This window comes from Paracoccus lutimaris (assembly GCF_003337565.1).
Classification (GTDB): Bacteria; Pseudomonadota; Alphaproteobacteria; order Rhodobacterales; family Rhodobacteraceae; genus Paracoccus; species Paracoccus lutimaris.
The window spans coordinates 1-19155 of sequence record NZ_QPJL01000035.1 but is presented as its reverse complement, the minus strand read 5'-3'; the positions used below and the strand labels follow the sequence as shown (position 1 = coordinate 19155).

Annotated in this window: 12 protein-coding genes, 1 pseudogene and 1 CRISPR repeat array; of the genes and pseudogenes, 3 read left to right on the top strand and 10 right to left on the bottom strand. The window is 65.0% G+C overall.

Annotated features, from left to right (window positions below; translation table 11 throughout):
• The 9 genes from DFP89_RS18345 to cas3 form a co-directional block, all read right to left on the bottom strand.
• Positions 1–250, bottom strand: a 250-nt coding sequence (locus DFP89_RS18345; RefSeq protein ID WP_114350793.1) for a helix-turn-helix domain-containing protein, incomplete at its 3' end; no start/stop codon positions are given.
• A gap of 243 nt (positions 251–493) precedes the next feature.
• Positions 494–4975: a CRISPR direct-repeat array (repeat unit 29 nt; unit sequence CGGTTCATCCCCGCGCATGCGGGGAACAG).
• Positions 4976–5031: 56 nt separating this feature from the next.
• Positions 5032–5322 (bottom strand): type I-E CRISPR-associated endoribonuclease Cas2e, encoded by a 291-nt coding sequence (gene cas2e, locus DFP89_RS18340; protein WP_114350791.1) that lies wholly within the window; start codon positions 5320–5322, stop codon positions 5032–5034.
• Positions 5322–6254 (bottom strand): type I-E CRISPR-associated endonuclease Cas1e, encoded by a 933-nt coding sequence (cas1e, locus tag DFP89_RS18335; protein WP_114350790.1) that lies wholly within the window; start codon positions 6252–6254, stop codon positions 5322–5324. The genes cas2e and cas1e overlap by 1 nt, the downstream gene beginning before the upstream one ends.
• Positions 6251–6958: a type I-E CRISPR-associated protein Cas6/Cse3/CasE gene (cas6e, locus tag DFP89_RS18330; RefSeq protein ID WP_114350789.1), complete on the bottom strand. Its 708-nt coding sequence runs from the start codon at positions 6956–6958 to the stop codon at positions 6251–6253. Before cas6e ends, cas1e begins: the two co-directional genes overlap by 4 nt.
• Positions 6955–7635: a type I-E CRISPR-associated protein Cas5/CasD gene (gene cas5e, locus DFP89_RS18325; RefSeq protein ID WP_114350788.1), complete on the bottom strand. Its 681-nt coding sequence runs from the start codon at positions 7633–7635 to the stop codon at positions 6955–6957. The genes cas6e and cas5e overlap by 4 nt, the downstream gene beginning before the upstream one ends.
• Positions 7628–8704 (bottom strand): type I-E CRISPR-associated protein Cas7/Cse4/CasC, encoded by a 1077-nt coding sequence (cas7e, locus tag DFP89_RS18320; protein ID WP_114350787.1) that lies wholly within the window; start codon positions 8702–8704, stop codon positions 7628–7630. Before cas7e ends, cas5e begins: the two co-directional genes overlap by 8 nt.
• Positions 8701–9213: a type I-E CRISPR-associated protein Cse2/CasB gene (gene casB / locus DFP89_RS18315; RefSeq protein ID WP_114350786.1), complete on the bottom strand. Its 513-nt coding sequence runs from the start codon at positions 9211–9213 to the stop codon at positions 8701–8703. Before casB ends, cas7e begins: the two co-directional genes overlap by 4 nt.
• Positions 9210–10661 (bottom strand): type I-E CRISPR-associated protein Cse1/CasA, encoded by a 1452-nt coding sequence (gene casA / locus DFP89_RS18310; RefSeq protein WP_181870392.1) that lies wholly within the window; start codon positions 10659–10661, stop codon positions 9210–9212. Before casA ends, casB begins: the two co-directional genes overlap by 4 nt.
• 87 nt (positions 10662–10748) lie before the next feature.
• Positions 10749–13259, bottom strand: coding sequence for a CRISPR-associated helicase Cas3' (gene cas3 / locus DFP89_RS18305; protein ID WP_181870391.1), 2511 nt, complete (start codon positions 13257–13259; stop codon positions 10749–10751).
• Between the two features lie 468 nt (positions 13260–13727).
• Between cas3 and DFP89_RS18300 the strand changes: the two are divergent.
• From DFP89_RS18300 to DFP89_RS18290, 3 genes and pseudogenes are all read left to right on the top strand, one after another.
• A pseudogene (locus DFP89_RS18300) lies at positions 13728–13949 on the top strand (hypothetical protein); the annotation flags it as partial.
• A 264-nt stretch (positions 13950–14213) separates the two neighbouring features.
• The gene (locus DFP89_RS18295) at positions 14214–14648 is read left to right on the top strand and encodes a universal stress protein (protein WP_114350783.1); all 435 of its coding nucleotides are present in this window, start codon (positions 14214–14216) and stop codon (positions 14646–14648) included.
• A gap of 88 nt (positions 14649–14736) precedes the next feature.
• Entirely contained in the window at positions 14737–16248 is a 1512-nt protein-coding gene (locus DFP89_RS18290) for an alanine/glycine:cation symporter family protein (protein ID WP_114350792.1), read from the top strand.
• A gap of 539 nt (positions 16249–16787) precedes the next feature.
• On the opposite strand, the gene DFP89_RS18285 is transcribed toward DFP89_RS18290, so the two are convergent.
• Complete coding sequence (locus tag DFP89_RS18285; protein WP_114350782.1) at positions 16788–18884, bottom strand: AAA family ATPase; 2097 nt, start codon at positions 18882–18884, stop codon at positions 16788–16790.
• Positions 18885–19155: the final 271 nt, after the last annotated feature.

Here is a 19155-nt window from a genome sequence, read left to right as displayed (position 1 = left end):
TCCGATTGGCCAGTTGCGCCTGGCTCAGCCCCCGCGCCCGCCGCCGATCGGCCAGAGCCCGCGCCGCCTGCACCCGGTCCGGCGCCCAGCCCCAGCGCAGATCCAGCACCGCCATCACCGCGGCCAACGCCCGCACACCACCCTCACCCCGCTCAAGCGCCCGCAGCGTCGGCAGGCTGATCCCGGCCGAGGCTGCGACTGAGGCTTGTGTCAGTCCACACGAGCGACGCGTTGCGCGCAAGGTGTTCATGTCAAGAATTATTTGTTTTCATTGCGGTCAAAAGGAAATGATTCATGACACTATCTGCACCGAATAATCCCGTCGAGGCCAGAGGGAAAGCGTCGAAAAGGCGGAAAGCTGTCAGCCGCGTTGCGGCAGAGCGACTGCAGAAACGTTGCACTAGCGGCCATTCGTATGGAGCACCACTATCAGCCCAAGCTTACGATCTAGAGCGGCCGGATAGTCCTGATCGGCGAGACGCTCTTTGGTGGCCGGTTCATCCCCGCGCATGCGGGGAACAGGCGCATAACTACCAGCCGACACCGGTCACGGCCGGTTCATCCCCGCGCATGCGGGGAACAGGGTGGGTGGCTGTCTGGGATCGTCGGCTCGATCGGTTCATCCCCGCGCATGCGGGGAACAGTTCACCACATCGTCCAATGCTCCCCCATGCCCGGTTCATCCCCGCGCATGCGGGGAACAGGGCACGGCTGCGGTCCAGCGGACGGCGGGCGGCGGTTCATCCCCGCGCATGCGGGGAACAGACCGGGATCAGGACGCTGCCATCGTCGGCCATCGGTTCATCCCCGCGCATGCGGGGAACAGTGTCGATCCTGTCCAATGTGGTGCCTTGCGGTCGGTTCATCCCCGCGCATGCGGGGAACAGGTCACCGATGCCACCACATCGACGGGCGGCGGCGGTTCATCCCCGCGCATGCGGGGAACAGCAGGTCGCGGAAATCATCGTCGGCGTGATCGGCGGTTCATCCCCGCGCATGCGGGGAACAGGCTTACTGCGGCCCAGTGCATCATCACATCATCGGTTCATCCCCGCGCATGCGGGGAACAGAGTGCCGCGCATCATGGATGCAATGGCTGGCCCGGTTCATCCCCGCGCATGCGGGGAACAGGTCTGCGCACATGTCGCGACAAACCGCGACCAGCGGTTCATCCCCGCGCATGCGGGGAACAGAGCCCTACCAATCCTCGGAAACGACCAGCCCGCGGTTCATCCCCGCGCATGCGGGGAACAGAGCGTCTCCATCTCGCGGTATTCGACCAGCGGCGGTTCATCCCCGCGCATGCGGGGAACAGTGCGCCACGTCGCGCAGCATGGCCCACAGTTTCGGTTCATCCCCGCGCATGCGGGGAACAGGGTCATTCCGCAGCCTCGATGCCAGAGACGGTCGGTTCATCCCCGCGCATGCGGGGAACAGCGGCCCGGCCTGCCTTCCAGCCCCCGCAACCCCGGTTCATCCCCGCGCATGCGGGGAACAGACGGTCTCTACGATCTCTGGGGCCAGATTTACCGGTTCATCCCCGCGCATGCGGGGAACAGCCAGCAGGCGGCGCATTCCTGCGGCAACCGGGCGGTTCATCCCCGCGCATGCGGGGAACAGGCAGCATGGTATAGGTCGCCGGCAGGGTCTGCGGTTCATCCCCGCGCATGCGGGGAACAGATATTTCAGGCGCGCGATCCGGTCATAAAGGTCGGTTCATCCCCGCGCATGCGGGGAACAGCGCCCACACCGTCAAATTATTGCTTTTTCTGACGGTTCATCCCCGCGCATGCGGGGAACAGGGTGTTGGGAGAACGCGTATGACCTACCGAGCCGGTTCATCCCCGCGCATGCGGGGAACAGGGATCGACGTTGGCGAGATAGCTCAGCGCGGCCGGTTCATCCCCGCGCATGCGGGGAACAGGTTGCCGTAGCCGTAGCCGTTGCCGTGGGTGACGGTTCATCCCCGCGCATGCGGGGAACAGGTGACCGCCGCCAAACTGCCGCCAGCGAGCGCCGGTTCATCCCCGCGCATGCGGGGAACAGCTCATGCCGTCGGACCCCATGTCGACGGTCAGCGGTTCATCCCCGCGCATGCGGGGAACAGACGTGCCCTCCTTGGACGACGCCATCGCCAACCGGTTCATCCCCGCGCATGCGGGGAACAGTACCCCACGGGCCAGCCCGAGGCGGTGCGCGGCGGTTCATCCCCGCGCATGCGGGGAACAGTTCCGAGACTACCACCTCGCAAGGGGGACGACCGGTTCATCCCCGCGCATGCGGGGAACAGGGAACGGCGAGACCATAGAATATGCGATGGACCGGTTCATCCCCGCGCATGCGGGGAACAGAAGATCAAATCCCGCTGGACGGGCGCGGTCATCGGTTCATCCCCGCGCATGCGGGGAACAGATCTGTGCGGCCCATCCATCGCCCACGTTGATCGGTTCATCCCCGCGCATGCGGGGAACAGGCCGCCGATCCGCTCATGGAGGTGCGCGCCTACGGTTCATCCCCGCGCATGCGGGGAACAGAGTTCAGCCGATCCGACGCGCTTGGTGCGCGCCGGTTCATCCCCGCGCATGCGGGGAACAGGAAATGATGCCGCCACGCCTGTCTCGCCTGAGCGGTTCATCCCCGCGCATGCGGGGAACAGAGCCACCGTGGTCATGTCCTCGGCGTCCATCTCGGTTCATCCCCGCGCATGCGGGGAACAGTATCGGGGCGCGGCGGCTCCGCTGTCTAACCCCGGTTCATCCCCGCGCATGCGGGGAACAGAGCATCGCTCACCTCGCTTCGATCGTTTGCCGAGGTTCATCCCCGCGCATGCGGGGAACAGGATGCGGCGCTCCGCGGCAATCCGGGCGTGCGCGGTTCATCCCCGCGCATGCGGGGAACAGTCGCCCGGGGTCTTGATCGTGTCGGTATAGACCGGTTCATCCCCGCGCATGCGGGGAACAGGAGCCTCGGCCTCTTTCGGCGACATGCCAAACCGGTTCATCCCCGCGCATGCGGGGAACAGTGCAGGCGGCTGTTGGCGGACAGCTCGGACGTCGGTTCATCCCCGCGCATGCGGGGAACAGCCAGTTCTGTCCAAAGACCATCCTGATGCCGTCGGTTCATCCCCGCGCATGCGGGGAACAGGGGTTCAGCGCCACGCGCCAGCCGTGCAGATCCGGTTCATCCCCGCGCATGCGGGGAACAGTGCGCCTCGTCCATCAGCAGCGGGCGCCCGGACGGTTCATCCCCGCGCATGCGGGGAACAGGCCAATGTCGATCCCAATGTGCGGCGCGCACTGCGGTTCATCCCCGCGCATGCGGGGAACAGCATTGCTGCAATCCGGCCGTCCTGATGGGCGGCGGTTCATCCCCGCGCATGCGGGGAACAGGGGGTCTTCTTTATTCAATGACGGTTCTAGGACGGTTCATCCCCGCGCATGCGGGGAACAGAATGCCTGTTCGGCCTTATATGCAGCCTCGACCGGTTCATCCCCGCGCATGCGGGGAACAGTCGGCAAGCAGCCGCGCCAGATCGAGAAGCGCCGGTTCATCCCCGCGCATGCGGGGAACAGAGCGCAAGAAGACGCTGACCGACATCGTGCGGCGGTTCATCCCCGCGCATGCGGGGAACAGCGGCGTCGGCAACTGCTGCGGCGGTAGTTACGCGGTTCATCCCCGCGCATGCGGGGAACAGTCACTTTCACGCGCAGGTTCATCACAGAGTTCCGGTTCATCCCCGCGCATGCGGGGAACAGGAAGCCGCTGAGTGCGAGGCTCGCGCCAGAGCCGGTTCATCCCCGCGCATGCGGGGAACAGTGGAGGCGTATGGCGGGCGCTCAGCCGAGGTCTGGTTCATCCCCGCGCATGCGGGGAACAGTTTGCCATGCAAAAGCGCGGCGTTGTATCCCTCGGTTCATCCCCGCGCATGCGGGGAACAGGGGCTTTGCGTCACAAAGATCAGGGCCACGCCCGGTTCATCCCCGCGCATGCGGGGAACAGGGGGCGCCGGATCGAGTATCGCGCACGGGTCGCGGTTCATCCCCGCGCATGCGGGGAACAGAGCGGCAGTATGCCACTCAGAGTCGGTTATGCCGGTTCATCCCCGCGCATGCGGGGAACAGAACATGCGCGCGGCTGATGCGCATTACGATGCCGGTTCATCCCCGCGCATGCGGGGAACAGAGCATCGGGATCGCCGAGAGATAGATCCGCATCGGTTCATCCCCGCGCATGCGGGGAACAGGGCCCAGCAGCCTTTGCCGTCCCAGGTCGAGCCGGTTCATCCCCGCGCATGCGGGGAACAGCGATTCAACGCCATCGTGACCGACTTCCAGCCCGGTTCATCCCCGCGCATGCGGGGAACAGGAGATTGCACCGGCACCGCCATACGCCACGATCGGTTCATCCCCGCGCATGCGGGGAACAGATTGTTGACGCCGGAGGTCGTGGCAATCGTCCCGGTTCATCCCCGCGCATGCGGGGAACAGGACCTACGAACTTGCCGATGGATCGGGTCGCCGGGTTCATCCCCGCGCATGCGGGGAACAGGACTCTTCGGTGCAGGCGAAGGAATATTGAAACGGTTCATCCCCGCGCATGCGGGGAACAGTGTGGTGGTAGCAGGTCAATCCAATGCGGAGGCGGTTCATCCCCGCGCATGCGGGGAACAGGCCGCCAATGAATCCGTCCGCCAGCGCATCGACGGTTCATCCCCGCGCATGCGGGGAACAGTTGCCAGCCCGGACAGGATCAGTGTTGAGAGCCGGTTCATCCCCGCGCATGCGGGGAACAGCCGATGGCATACGGATCGAAGGGCGATTTTTTCGGTTCATCCCCGCGCATGCGGGGAACAGGCCTGGATCAGAGTTGCCATGCGAACCGGCGTCGGTTCATCCCCGCGCATGCGGGGAACAGAGTGATCGCCGCAGCATTCGTGCCTGTCTGGGCGGTTCATCCCCGCGCATGCGGGGAACAGACTTCGTGGAAACTATTGATCTACCGATATTCCAGCAAGACTGAGGAATCTACCAACTATCCGGCATCGTTGCGGGGAAAGAACGAGACGAGCTTCAGCCCATCGAAATCGACAGGCATGCGGCGATTGCGGCCGGCCGTCTCGAAAGCATAGCCCTGATCTGTAGGCGCGCTCCAGATCATTACCGCGTCACCCTGCTCGATGCCGCCGGTCACGTGGGACCAGATCATCTCTCGCGAGCGGGACGAATATTCTCCGACATAGACGCCCGCGCGAACTTCGACCAGCCAAGCCGCCAGGCGACCGCGCAATCGAGGCGGAGCATTCGCCACCACGATCACGATCATCAACGATGCCCCTCGTCGCCGGACTGGTCGTCGGGAAACGCTGGGCCAATCGCATCGGCGGGCGGCTGGGGACGTGGCAGTTCGCCGGCTTCCAGAATCTCCTCAATGCGTGGAATGATCCTGGCCAGCAGGCCGGATTTGCGGAATACGTCCCGGCAGGCCAGCCGCACGGCCCGGTCCGGGCTCATGTCCAGCTTGCCCCGGGCGGCGAGACCTGCGATGCGAAAGGCCTCGGGGACCACGGTGTCGATCTTCCATAAGTCGGCAATGTCGTAGACAAAGGACAGCGGCTTGCCGCTGTGTAGGAAGCCGATCGCCGGCGCATAGCCCGCCGCCAGCACTGCAGCCTCGGTCAGGCCATGCAGACAGGCAGTCGCGGCCGACAGGCATCGGTTCGGCACATCGCCCGCCTCCCAGTCCCTGGGATCATAGCTGCGCCGGGTCCAGGGAACGCCATGCGCCTGCGCCAGAAGTTCATAGGATTTGCGCACCCGCACGCCTTCGATCCCGCGCAGTTGGTCGATCGAGCGGCGCAAGGGCGCGTCTTCGCCAAAGCGCAGCGCGAACATCTTGCGCACAACGCGCAGCCGCGCGGCATCGTCCAGAGCCAGCCGCGCTTGCCACAGCAGCCGGTCGGCACGCGCCCCGCCGGGCTGGCCGGCCGAGTAAAGCCGCACGCCGGCCTCGCCCACCCAGGTGATCAGCGTGCCGGTGCGCGCGGCCAGCGCCACCGCGGCATGCGAGATCCGCGCGCCCGGTTCCAGCATGACCCCCGCCAGCCCGCCAATTGGGATCTGGGTGCGGGTGCCGTCGGCATTGACCGCAACAAAGGCGCCGTCGGCGACGTCGAGCTGCGCACGCTCGACAAAGACCAGGGTCGAGCGGTCCTTCATCGGGATCGGCCGCGGTGGCGGCAGGCCCGGCATGGTCATGTGGCACGGGTCCGACGGATCAGCATCAGCCCGTGGCCAAAGGACTTGGCCCGGCCGAATCCCTGCGCAATGCGCTCCAGAAACAGGGCTGGTTCCTCGACACGGACCACCCCGGACATGTCCAGCACGCCGAACTGCGGCTGGTCCCGACGCGGGCCACGATGATCGGGCAAGGCCACGACCGAATAATCCGCGACCTCGGCCCGCTCGACATGGAAACCGCCGCGCTCGCCCTGGCCTTGCAGCCATTTCAGGCCAGCGTCGGCGGCCGCGGCCAGGCGAGCCTCGGCGCGCTGGCCCTTGGGCAGGTCGCGAATGGCGTGCATGACCACATCGTCATGCTTGCGCCGCTCCTTGCCCGAGGCGGTCACCTCGCCGGTCTTGCGGGTGCGGGTGGCATTGGCGCGCAGGATGAAGTCCAGCCGATCGCCGGGGGCAAGCGCCGGAGTGAACTCCTTGACCTCGGGGGGGTCGAAGAATGGCGAATCCGCTGGACGGCGGTGCGACAGGACAAAGAACCGGCCGTTGCCCTCAGACCGCCACAGAAAGTCGCGGCTGGCATCGGCATCGCCGGCAAAGGCGGACCACAGCAGGCGGTGATGGGCATCGGTGGCCCGGCTACGTTCCTGAGGGTCGATCAGGCGCTTCAACGCCTCGACCGACGGGGCGCGGGACAGCGTCAGGCGGGACAAAAACAGGCTCATGCGGCCCCCTGCGGATGCAGGACATGCACCGCACGGCTGGAGAAATGCCAGCGCAGGCGATCCAGCGCCACGTCATTGCGCCGCTCGACCCGCGCGCCGGGCAATGCCACGTCGGAATAGATCGCCTGCGCCGGCGGCACGACCCGGAACGAGGGCATCTGCGCGGCGGCCAGCGCGGTCATCAGGTCGTCGGCCTGGACCAGCCGGGGCGCGGGCGGCACCGACAGCGGACAGGACTTGCGCCCCAGATAAAGCGTGAACACCGGCCGCAGCAGCGCGTCGCGAAACGGTGCCATGTCCAGCCCCCAGATGGCAACGGCATAAAGCACGCCCGTGCGATAGTCGCGCTGGGTCAAGGCCGTATTGACCGCCCGGCCGGCCCGCCGCAGCGCCTCGGACCGGCTGTCGGGGCGCTTGACGGCCGCGCTGGGGACGGTCTGGACGGTGTGATAATCGCGCAGCGGCTGGCCGGCGTCATGGATGGCGACGGCGGTCTGCAACGCATCGAGCGCCGCAAGCCCGGCGGCATCCTCGCGCCGGATGCCGCGCGCCGCCGCCAGAAGGCCCAGGATGGCCGAACGGCCCGGCCAGGTCAGCGTGCCCCGCCGCTCATGCCCGGCCAGGTCGCCGTTCGCGGCCAGCGTGGCGCAAAGGGTGAAAACCAGATGCTCAACCATCTAGCCGCACCAGCGCGCTGGCGGCAAACTCCTCGATCTCGGCCAGCGTGCCCAGGCCCTTCGGCACGTCCATGATCTCGTGGGCATCGCAGGCAGGACCATAGGCCCGGTCGATATCGGCCGCGGTCCGTTCCAGCGCCCGCGCCGAGGCGTCGAACAGATCATCTCCCCTGACCGGGGCGAAAAAGGCGCCGGTCAGGTCGCGGGGCGTGTTGCTGCCCAGCTCAGTCCGCACATAGCCGGCGCGCGGGTGATGCGCGTGGCTGTTCTGCTTGCCCGAGGGCGTGGCGGTGGCGATCGCCCTGACCAGCGCCCGCAGCCCCCGCGCCGCCAGTTCCTTGTCGCCGCCCAAGTTTTCGACCAGCAGATCGGTGTTGACGCAGGCATAAAGGTAATAGACGCCCGACCCGAAGCCATGCTCACCCAGATGTGCGCCGCCGGCATTGCCATCGCGCTTGAGGTCATCGACAGCGGTGAAATAATCATCCTCGGCCACGGCGCGATGCGTGGTGATGGCGTGCGAGACCTGCACGGCGGCATCGCGGTTGAAGTCGGGATTGTCGGCCAGCATGCGGCCGAACATGGCAATGTCCACCGCGCCATCGGCGGTGCGCAGCACCGTTTTCGCCAGATCCTTGTCCTTGGGCATCTCCTCGCCCGCCAGCGCCTTGTCGGCCAGCGCCAGCGCAAAGCCGCGCTCGTCGGGCGAGACGAAGGCCAGCGTCGTGCCCTGCATCTCGTCCGGGCGCTTCTTGTTCTGCGCCTCGATCTTGCCGAACACCTTGGCGATTTCCTCGGCGCGGATCCGGGCCTGCGCAGGCTCCATGCCGCCGGCGATCAGGTGGTCCAGCACGTCCTTGGCGATGAATTTGGTGCGCTGTCCCATGTGACCGGCCAACCCCTGCCGGAACGGCTCGGACAGGCGCAGCGCCCGCTTTACCGACTGGCTGGACAGCCGCAGCCGCGGTGCGCCGCCGACCAGCGCCTGTTTCGGTCGCCCCTGGTCGTCGCGGTTCGGGTTCGAGGGCGGATAGGCGGTCAGCAGGTGCAATTGCAGGAACGTGGTCATTGGGAAACATCCTCGGCAGCATCGGATTGGGCGGGACGGCCGGCATTGAAATAGTCGAAATACCAGGTTCGGCGGATGTCGTCGCCGCGCTCGCCGTCCCAGTTCAGGACATCGCGGCCCAGGCTTGCGACGTTGCATCCGCCATCGGTCAGGGCAAGGGCACGGCGCAGGGCGCGGGACAGGTCGTCCGCCTCGCTGCGCACCAGCCGTTCGAAACGCGCCCGCGACATGGCCGGCGGGTCGCCCGCGCCCAGCACCCGCGCCAAGCTGCGAGCATCATTGCGCTCGACCAGGGCCAGGACCTGCACGGCGCGGATCAGCGCCTCGGGCCGGGCGCGTAGCCAGGGCGCAGTGGCCACCAGATCATGCACCTGCCGCTGGGCCAGCACGTCCAGCGTCTCGGCCCGCCGCAACCGTGCGCGCAGGGCGCGGGCGACAGAGTTGTCATCCCCTGGGCGCAGCACCTCGCGCCACCAGGTGGCTAAGGTCTTTCCGATGTCGTCGGTCATGCGGTTTCCTTTGCCGGAACCGGGATATCCAGTTCGCCATACAGTTTTGCGCCCTGCTTGCTGCGCCCGCCGAACATCGCCCGCAGGTGCTTGCGCTCGGTCAGGATCCTTTCCACGTCGGCAATGCGGGCGGCGGCCAGGCCCGGCGTGGCCTGATCGTCGAAAATGCCCATGGCGGTGGTCTCCATCACCCCAAGCCAGCGGGCCGCGCCGTCGGGGCGAGTGCACAAGTCCTCGAACGGGGTCTGGGTGCGCAGAAAGAACTCCTCGCGCAGGGCATCCAGCGCCGTCCCCTCGCCGACAAGCGGCTTCAGCGCATTGCGCAACGCCAAGGCCGCCATCTCGGCCGCCGCGACCACCTTCTGGATGCGGTCCAGCATGGCCGGATCGTCGATCATCGGCTCGTGCGACAAGGTGAAATCGCGAGGCTTCATGTTGTCCATCGCCCAGCCGGCGACGATCACCCGCGCGCCGGGCAGGCTGCCCACCCGGTCGCGATAGCTGCTCAGGGCGGCCGCCTGGCGCCGGGTATCGCTGCGCGCGGCCGCATTGATGCCCAGCCAGTTGCGATAGCCAAATGCACCGGCGCGGGGGTGCTGGGGCAGCCATTCCTCGCCCGCCTTGACGCAGTAATAGGGCGTCAGCGGATGGCGCCAGCCGGCGTAGTTGGCGCCATAGGGCTTTTGCAGAACGCCGGTCACAGCCTCGCCGTCAAAGACCAGCCGAAGGCGACGCGGCATGCCAAAGAACGCTTCGGCCAGATTGCCGTCCTCTGGCTCGCCGACCACCTGCCCGGCGTCCGAGCGCCGGGTCGCCCGCATCCACGGCAGCGCGTCCGTGCCCTGCGGCCGGCCCAAGGGGACGTTGGCCCAGACCAGCGGCCACAGCCCCGGCTGCGGCGGCTCGACCAGCGTCACCAGCGGCCCGCCACCGCGCATCGAGGTGCGGTTGCCCGCCCCGCCGGCGGGGGCCTGCGATTGCAGCGTGTAAAGCGCCATCGCCGCCAGCGCCGGGTCCAGCCGCGGATAGCGGCCGCGCCGCACCATCAGGTCGGCATTGTTCTTGGCCGTATTTCCGCCAGCCGAGTCGATGAAAAGCATGTCCGGCGCATTGATCTCGGCCTTGGCATTGGCGGTCTCGAAGCGTTCAATGTCCTGCAGAAAGCGCGGGCCATCGCCGCCCAGGTCGAAGGCGGGGGCCAGGGGAGCAAGGGCGGCGCGCAGGTGTTCGGGATCGGCCTGCCGGTCGGCCCAATCCTCGACCTCGAGGGCGGGATCGGCCAGATAGACCAGCCCGATCAGCAATTCGAGACAGGCGATGTTTAGATCGGCGCGCGGCCAGTCGGGAAACAGCACATCGGCTTCGGCGATCTGGTCGGGTCGGATGATCCGCCGCCCATTCGTGCAGCGAACCGGGATCCAGGCGTCGGCAATCAGGTTAAGCGACAAAGAGGGCACTCCGGCAACTTGGAAACAACCTGAGATGGCTTTCTGATATGTACTGCAATTTCAGATTGCCGCACCTTTGGGCATGCGTCAAGTCGCCGCTGGCTGCGGCACGATCGTGAACAGCAGCCCCATCTCGCCGTCATAGGCCAGCCCCTTGCAGATCGCGCCATCCTCGCCGACCACGCACAGCGTCACCGCCGCCTTGCGCCATTCCGGCCAGTCCTTGCGAAAGACGGCGAACTCGGGCGCTTCCTGATCGGGCAGCTCCAGCCGCGCCAAACGTCTGGCGCTGGCCGAGACCTCACTCAGCGCCGCCGCCTCGCCCGCATCCATGCCCTCGGCCCAGAACCGCAATGCGCCATCCACGCGGCGCAACAGCAGCAGCACCCGCATTTCCTGTCCCAGCCGGGTCGGGTAATCCACGTCCTCGGAACCGCCGCCGCCGTCCCGATACCCGTCCTCGATGCGGATCGTCGCGTGGCGGGCGCGGGTGTGGCGAGCATAGGCCTCGCCCTCGGCCTCTATCTCGGCCCGCTCCAGCGCTGCCGGGACAGGACCGGCATCCGGGCCATGCACGGCCTCGATCAGGGCCCGCAGATTGTCCGGCGCGCGAATGGCGCCGGCCTGATCCAGCACCATCGCGGTGCGCCATTGCTCGGCCACCGGATAGACCCAGGCCCCTGCCCCCAGCGTGTCTTGCAGCCAACGGTCATCGGTGACCTGCGCCGGGTCGGGCGCCAGCACGTGCAGCAGCGGCGCCGCGACAGGGCGGTCGGCCGCCGGTCGCAGGTCCATGTGCCGCCACAGCCGTCCCGCCCGCTGGATCAGCGAGGCGACCGGCGCCAGGTCCGACACCATTACGTCGAAATCGCAGTCCAGGGACGATTCCAGCACCTGCGTGCCGACAAGAACCCGCCCTGCCCGGTCCACGCCATCGCGGCCGAACCGCGCCATCATTCGCGCCTCGATTCGCTTGCGATCGTAAAGCGTCAGCCGCGCGTGCAGCAGATCGGCCGGGATGCCGCGCGCGCGCAGCGCCTCGGCGGCGGCAATAGCCTCGTCCACGGCATTGCGCACCCAGACGCAAGCCGCACCGGCCGCCGCATGACCAGCCAGCAGCGCCAGCGCGTCCTCGGCGCAGGCAAGCCGCCGCACGGAGACCGGACCCCGGCCCGGCCCGGCGCGGTCAAAGGCGCGCCACGCCGCACCGCCCGGGATCGACAGACTGGGATAGGCGGGATCGTCGTCGCAGCAATACCCCTGCCCTGCCCCCTCGGCAAAGGCCTGCGACAGCCGCGCCCGCAGGCCAAGGGGCAAGGTCGCCGTCAGCAGGATGGCCGAGCCGCCCTGCATCGCGTGCAGCCGCAGCAGCACCGCCAGCTCGTGCGCCATATAGGGATCGCCCAGCTCATGCGCCTCATCCACGATCAGCACCTTGCGCGACAACCCCCAGTTGCGCAGCGTGGCAAAGCGCGTCGGCAACACCGCCATCAGTGCCTGATCGATGGTGCCGACGCCGATATCGGCCAGCAGCGCACGGCGCCGGCTTTCGACCAGCCATGGCCCGCAGACCGGCGCGTCCGAGCCGGGTGCGGTGTTCTGCACCTCTCGGAAATCGACCGACAGACCCGCCCGGCCATGCGCCAGCGTCAATGACGGAGCGTCCTGGAACAGTCCGCCGACGATATTACGGGCGCGGCGGAACATCGCATCCGCCGTCGCCATGGTCGGCAAGGCGAAATATGCCCCCTGCCCCTTGCCCGCGCACAGCATGCGCTGCAACAGCAGGAAGGCGGCCTCGGTCTTGCCGGCGCCGGTTTCGTCCTCGATGATCGCCAGCATCGGGCCCAGCGGCAGCGCGATGTCGCGTGCCGCCCGCTGCATCGGCCGCAGGGCAAAGTCGAACAGCGGATCAGCCCTTGGAGCGGGCGGCAACAGACCCGCCTCATGCAGGGCCATAGGCGCGATCCGGCGAGCGACATCAAGGTATTCGGCCAGCGTCTGCGTTGCCGGAGTGGCAGGAAACCATGCGGCATTCGAGCCGACCCAATCCGCGACGGTGGTGACACCCGCCAGATGCCAACTCAGTGCCTTGGCCTCGCGCTGGCGCAAGCCGTCCAGCCGCGCCTCGGGCCACAGCGTCAGGCAGGCCCGCACGAAATCCAGCGCATCGTCATGGGCCTGCGTTCCGGCGCGTGATCGCATGGCATCAAGATGGCGTGGTATCTCGGCCGTTGGAGGCCTGCCGTGATGGCCTGCAATTGCCGCAACCAAGGGCAGCAGCGCCTGATTCTGCCCCCCCAGATGCTGCAACAGCAGCGCAAGGATCTGCGGGTCATGCAGCCATGCCTCGGTGACCTCCCAATGCCGCCGATCCTGCACCACGCCCTCGCTCAGCGCACGGCGAAAGACCTCGCCAATCTTGCCCAGATCGTGCAACGCGATCAGTAGGCAATACAGGGCGCGCCGGGGATGGTCGGCTAACAGCTCCTCGGCCACGGCGGCCACGTCCAGCATGTGATAAGCCGCAGGATGGGCCGGCGCCCCGGGCGTTACAGGGCTTTTCCCCGGCCAACGTGCGATCTGCGTCAAATGCATAAAGAATCCGGCCAATTAACCGATTGATGTTGGTGCTATCACGCCTACTGGCGCAAGCAAGATCTGTTCTGCCTCGCCCTCGATAGTCCGCTCTGAGCAACGTATTTAGACGGTAATGGCCGTCCGGGTTGGCGTGACCCGGCTTCGTGCCATTGGTGATTGGCGTTCCTTCCGATCCTCCGGTGGAGATGGGGTGGTTGCCACCCTCTGTAGACCTCGACTTGGATTGGACACACTCGCTGCGCCATGCCTCAGGGGCCGTTTTGGGGAGGTAGACACTGGAAAGCTATATGGCCTGAATGTCGGCTAAGGGCCGGCCTCGCCTGTCGTGGCCAGCCACACGGCTGAGGGCTCCAACTTGGCGGTTGCTGTGCCGCAGCATGTCGCTCGGAGCCCAAAGCCGCCGGTCAGCTCCTGCGATGGTTTCTTCGGAGCAGTCGTTCAGTCCCGACGCAGCCGGTGAGGTAGTCGTTGACCAACTTCCAGCTGAAGCTGCTAAAGATCGGCGCGCGTGTCGCGCGTCACGCCCGCGCCCTCACTTTCCAGTTGGCCGAGGTCGCGGTCAAAGGCCCGAAGGCGCGTGCCATCCTTGCCGCCATCCGCTGCCTTCGAGCGCCACCGCTATGGATGTTAACGCGATCCAGGCCAAACAGAACGAAAGCGGTACGGCAGGTCTATCCGACGTGGTAAACAATAAGGCCGTCGGGCCAATGCCGACCCCCGCCGGACGGTATGAACTGCCCAACTCCGGGCATTCACGAGGCCGCTGGCACCTTCCGATGCGAGAAACACTTGTTTGATAGGCAAAATCAGGCGATCTTGCCGTCAAACGGCAGTCCACCTGGGGGATGTGGACGGAGTGACATACCAGCGCTGATTTCGCGCGCGGGATGCAATTCTGCGGACACCGGAACACAAAACCCCAAGGCAATGGGGTTCAGAGGGAGAACGCCTATGTCCAATCAATACATCGTTGCCTACGATGGCAGTCCGGCGGCGCAAAGGGCCGTCGATTATGCCGTTGAGAGATCCAAGACCAGCGGGGCAGCGATCCTGATCGCGCATGTGCTGGAATGGTCGCCCTACAGCTTTCTCACGCAGGAAGAACTCGCCGAACGCCACATGCGGCGAACCGAAGAACTGGCGCGCGCAAAATCGGCCATCGTCGATCCGGTCGTCGCATCGCTGACGGCCAAGGGCGTGCCGGTCACATCCGACATGCGCTATGGCAACGTGCCCGATACGCTTGTCGCCATCGCGCAAGAGGCCGATGCCGCGCAGATCATCATCGGGCGCACCGGGCAGTCGACCATCGTCGCACGGCTGTTCGGGTCGGTCGCGGGCACCTTGGCGCAGATGTCGCCTGTGCCAGTCACCATTGTGCCATGACGCCATAATGTTCAATAAAAACAAAGACAGGGGCCCTATCATGTTATGTTTGAACAAGGTGCGTCTCGCACTGATCGCCGCGTTTGCAATGCTGGCCGCGCAGGCCGCACATTCGCAGACAGAAGCCGCCCAGACGCTGGACCAGCAAGTGAATGCGATCTTTGCCGCATCAACCGGGTGGTTCGTGAATTTCATCTTTGCCCCGATCCCCGGCACAAACGTGGCATGGATCGTGGTCTGGCTGGTCGTGGCCGCATCGGTGTTCACTATCTATTTCGGGTTCATCCAGTTCCGTGTCTGGCGGCATTCCATTCATCTTGTCTCCGGCAAATACTCCGATCCGAATGACGCGGGCGAGGTCAGCCATTTTCAGGCGCTGGTGACGGCCCTGTCGGGCACGGTTGGCCTTGGCAATATCGCGGGCGTGGCGGTGGCTGTTACCATCGGCGGCGCGGGGGCGACCTTCTGGATGATCCTTGCGGGGCTTCTGGGGATGGCATCCAAGTTCACCGAATGCACGCTGGGCGTCAAATACCGCAATGAATACCCCAATGGCACGGTGTCCGGCGGACCGATGTATTACATCACCAAAGGCTTTGCCGAACGCGGGCTACCGGGGGGCAAGATCCTTGCGGTGTTGTTCGCGATCTTCTGCGTGCTGGGGTCGCTGGGTGGCGGCAACATGTTCCAGGCCAATCAGGCGCATCAGCAGCTTGCCGGCGTTTTCGGCGACTTTCCCGGCTGGATCACAGGGTTGATCTTTGCTGCCGTGGTGTTCGCGGTCATCGTCGGCGGGATCAAATCCATCGCGCAGGTGACTGAAAAGATCGTGCCCTTCATGGGCATCCTCTATTTCGGCGCGGCCCTGATCATCATCCTGATGAACCTTGACCGCGTCGTCCCGGCCTTTGGTGAAATCATCAACGGGGCATTTACCGGCAATGGCGTGGTCGGCGGATTTTTCGGTGCGTTGATCCAAGGGTTCCGGCGGGCCGCATTCTCAAACGAAGCGGGCGTCGGGTCGGCGGCCATCGCCCATTCCGCCGTCCGTACCAAGGAACCGATCACCGAAGGGTTCGTTTCGCTGATGGAGCCGTTCATCGACACCGTGGTAATCTGCACCATGACCGCGTTGGTGATCGTCATCACCGGGCAGTTGACGACCGACCCAGCGACGGGCCTGTATCTGCTGGGCGAGGATGGCCGCATCCTGACGGCTACCGGGGCCACCGGCGTCGGGCTGACCTCGGCAGCCTTCGCATCGGCGTTTTCCTGGTTCCCGTATGTGCTCGTGGTCGCGGTGATCCTGTTCGCGTTCTCGACCATGATCAGCTGGTCCTACTATGGGCTGAAGGCATGGACCTACATGTTCGGCGAAGGCAAGACGCAGGAGTTGACCTTCAAGATCATGTTCTGCGTCTTTATAGTCGTCGGAGCGGCGGCGAGCCTTGATCCGGTCATCGACTTCTCCGATGCGGCGATCTTTGCAATGGCCGTGGTCAACATCATCGGGCTGTATTTCCTGATGCCGATCGTGAAGCGCGAACTGAACAGCTATCTCGAACGCCTGCAAGCGGGGCAGTTTAAGCGTTACAAGTAGATGTGAAGGCCGGGCGGCTTGATACCGTCCGGCCTTATCCTGCATACGGGCTGATCGTGTGCGATCGGACAGATCGAGCCATACGAAATCGCGATCAAACAAGGTTGGGGATTGTTCTGCCTCGGTCTTTCCGCTCTCGAGAAGGACAACACCGAGCGGTCGAGAGGGTGTGACAACTCGGGTCCTGAGATTTCGCGCGGAGTGATTTCCCGATCAAACCCAGAAAGATGTTTCCGTCGCGCTGCAGTACGGGGCGTCGTTCCGCCAAGCGGGTTTCGCAGGTGAGCTTTGACGCACCCTGGTCGGACAGCCGTCTGACGGCGGCACGGCATCGCAGTTGCAGCTTCGAGCCCAAATTGACCGATGCTGCGCAGTGTCTGAACGGCGGCTTTTGGTGATTGTGCCGCGCCGATCATGGATGGTTTGGTGTGAATCTAAATCGGCACTGGCATGCGTTTAAGACGCTGCGCCGCATTCAGGTGCAAAGTTGAATCGGCGTAAGGAAGCAGGTGCACGAGAGTGCGCCCTCGAAGGCACACCTAGCCTTCCAGAACTTCAGGTAGCCCCCCAAGAAACCGCCGCAATTTATCACGCAGAGCTTGGTTCTTGCGAACCTGCTGCCGAACGACACCTTCGTAATCTCTATAGGTCGGGAACCGCAGCGTCTGCGCCACCTGACCTCGCGCGCCACACTCGCGCAGTTTGTAGCGGCGAAGAAGGGTAGCTAGGTCGTTCTGCGCAACGGCTTCATCGAAGCGATCCTGTTCCTCCCCCAGAACGGCATTAAGGTCGAGCGTAATTGTCCGCTTCTCTCCGGCTAGAACTTCCTCCCAAGTCGGAGCTTGTCGCTGAAGCTGTTCAGTCACCTGCATCTCGGCGGCACGAGCGCAAAGACGGTCCTTCTGCTTAGCGAGTTCGCGCACCGCGGCCGCGATGGCGGTTTCCTGCATTATCGCGGCGTCGAACCCATCGAGGTGTTCGGCCTGAGCCAGCGCCACAGCGTTAATCACATCGGGGTGGTAGTATAGCGCTTCAACGGCGTTCAGGCCCAAGACGTGTACCCGATCTTTCACGTGTTCGTCACAGGTGTCGTCGTCGCGTCCGTCGTGGTCGATCAGCCCGAACACCTCGATGTGATGGAGGCCAGAAGCGCCACGCATCCCCTTTGTAGCGGCGATGACGTCGCGCGACGATCCTTTGGGCACGACGGAGACGCCGGGAAGGAGGGCGGCATAAAGACCTCCATCCAAGCTGGCACCGGTCCCTTCTACAAAGAGAACGCGGCGGCGCGCGCCAAGGATGTCGCGGCGGACGAGCTCTGGGACGTCCTCGCCCGCGTCGAGAAGGTCAAAGTCCCACGCGACCTCCTGCTGCGTTGGTCCGGCCCGCCGGACGTCGCGCATAAGGAGCATCCGCGCCTGGGGATGCTCAACGGCAAGGTCGATGGCATGAGTTGAGACGACCATTGCGCAGTCGGGCCGTTCGGCGAAGAGGTCGCGCAGGAGCGGTGCGATGATGGCGTGGTTCAGGTGCCGCTCGGGCTCGTCGAGAAGTAGGACGGAGTCGGGCGGTGCGATCAGCACGGTCGCGGCGAGGAAAATGGCGGCCCGTTCGCCGTCCGAGACTTCCGCAAAATCGAATGGCTCACCGCCCTCATGTTGGGCTTGCACGGCGCGGAATCCGTCGATCTTGACCGTAATCTTGAGTTGGGCTGATGCGAGCAGGCGGTTGAGCTTGTCGACGGGCGTTTCCTCGACGCGGGCAAGTCGAAACTGCGCGCCGCTCGGGTCTTCCCGACCGAACCTTGCAAGCGCTTGGTCCAGCCGAACCTGCTCGTTCACAAGATCGAAGAGAAGTGCTTGAACACGGTCAATGTGCGTTTGATCTGAGAAGCGGGCCTTCTCTTGTCGCTCCCAGTGAGACACGTTCTGCTCATGCTGTTGGCGACTAGCAGCTGTCATCGTCATCGCACCGCTCTGCGTCCACATCTGTCGGTGCGCGGCGACACGGATCACGCTGGTTCCCGCGCCTTGCGATTTCATGAGTGACTGGAGAAACGACGACTTTCCGGTCCCGTTGGAACCAAGAAGGAATACGCGATCGCCCACGCTGAGGGGCAAGGTGATTTGCGGCAAATGCCCGTTTTGATCGAACCGATGTATGATCGGAGCGAGGAGCTGGACGCGGTTGGTGCTTTCGATAGCCTCTTGCATCATCCGTGCTTCTCGTTCGGTCGGAACGACCTGATACTGGAGCGTTAGCCGATCCTCAGGGTCGCCGTGGCTGGTCGCCATCACGTCGAGGACTTGAACGGCGAGGAACCGACCGTTGGTATTTTCGATGACGAGGACTTGCCCCTCTTTGGGCCTGCGCGCGCGAGACGTGAAATCCAGCGGCGTAATGTCGTCAGGCGTGATGTCGGTTAGGTTCTTGGCGCCTTCAGCAATGGCAATGCCACGCGTGCTGACTGGATCGTTATAGGCAATAATGTCGTCGCCGCTTGAACTGGACCACCTAGTCTCGAACGACGTTTCTCCCTCACCAAAAAAAGCACGCCCATCGTGATCAGCGTACTGAATGACCGCTTGCCCAGAGGACGCAGAGAAATGTGGCGGAGGAACATGATTATGCTTCATCGGCAGAACCTAGAAGGTTACAGCCACACTGAAAAGCCGACATTTGACCAGCGCGGACAAACGGCAGTTCTGTCCGCATAGCTACCATCCTGGCCGGGCGTTCACTGCAGAGCAAGACGAACGGCAGCTACCGGGAATGCGGCAAAGCAGCAAATATTGAGGTCGACCGGCAGGTAAGGTGAAGGTTTTCCGATGCGGGTCGCGTTGGCACGCTGCTCATTGGCGCGACCACGACCCGGGTTGGAAAACCTCCCAAGGTGGAAGCCGCGGG

What these genes read in the sequence shown, in the direction of transcription:
- cas2e (WP_114350791.1), bottom strand. Translation starts at nt 5,322, where the DNA reads ATGATCGTGATCGTGGTGGCGAATGCTCCGCCTCGATTGCGCGGTCGC.
- cas1e (WP_114350790.1), bottom strand. Translation starts at nt 6,254, where the DNA reads ATGACCATGCCGGGCCTGCCGCCACCGCGGCCGATCCCGATGAAGGAC.
- cas6e (WP_114350789.1), bottom strand. Translation starts at nt 6,958, where the DNA reads ATGAGCCTGTTTTTGTCCCGCCTGACGCTGTCCCGCGCCCCGTCGGTC.
- cas5e (WP_114350788.1), bottom strand. Translation starts at nt 7,635, where the DNA reads ATGGTTGAGCATCTGGTTTTCACCCTTTGCGCCACGCTGGCCGCGAAC.
- cas7e (WP_114350787.1), bottom strand. Translation starts at nt 8,704, where the DNA reads ATGACCACGTTCCTGCAATTGCACCTGCTGACCGCCTATCCGCCCTCG.
- casB (WP_114350786.1), bottom strand. Translation starts at nt 9,213, where the DNA reads ATGACCGACGACATCGGAAAGACCTTAGCCACCTGGTGGCGCGAGGTG.
- cas3 (WP_181870391.1), bottom strand. Translation starts at nt 13,259, where the DNA reads ATGCATTTGACGCAGATCGCACGTTGGCCGGGGAAAAGCCCTGTAACG.
- DFP89_RS18295 (WP_114350783.1), top strand. Translation starts at nt 14,214, where the DNA reads ATGTCCAATCAATACATCGTTGCCTACGATGGCAGTCCGGCGGCGCAA.
- DFP89_RS18290 (WP_114350792.1), top strand. Translation starts at nt 14,737, where the DNA reads ATGCTGGCCGCGCAGGCCGCACATTCGCAGACAGAAGCCGCCCAGACG.
- DFP89_RS18285 (WP_114350782.1), bottom strand. Translation starts at nt 18,884, where the DNA reads ATGAAGCATAATCATGTTCCTCCGCCACATTTCTCTGCGTCCTCTGGG.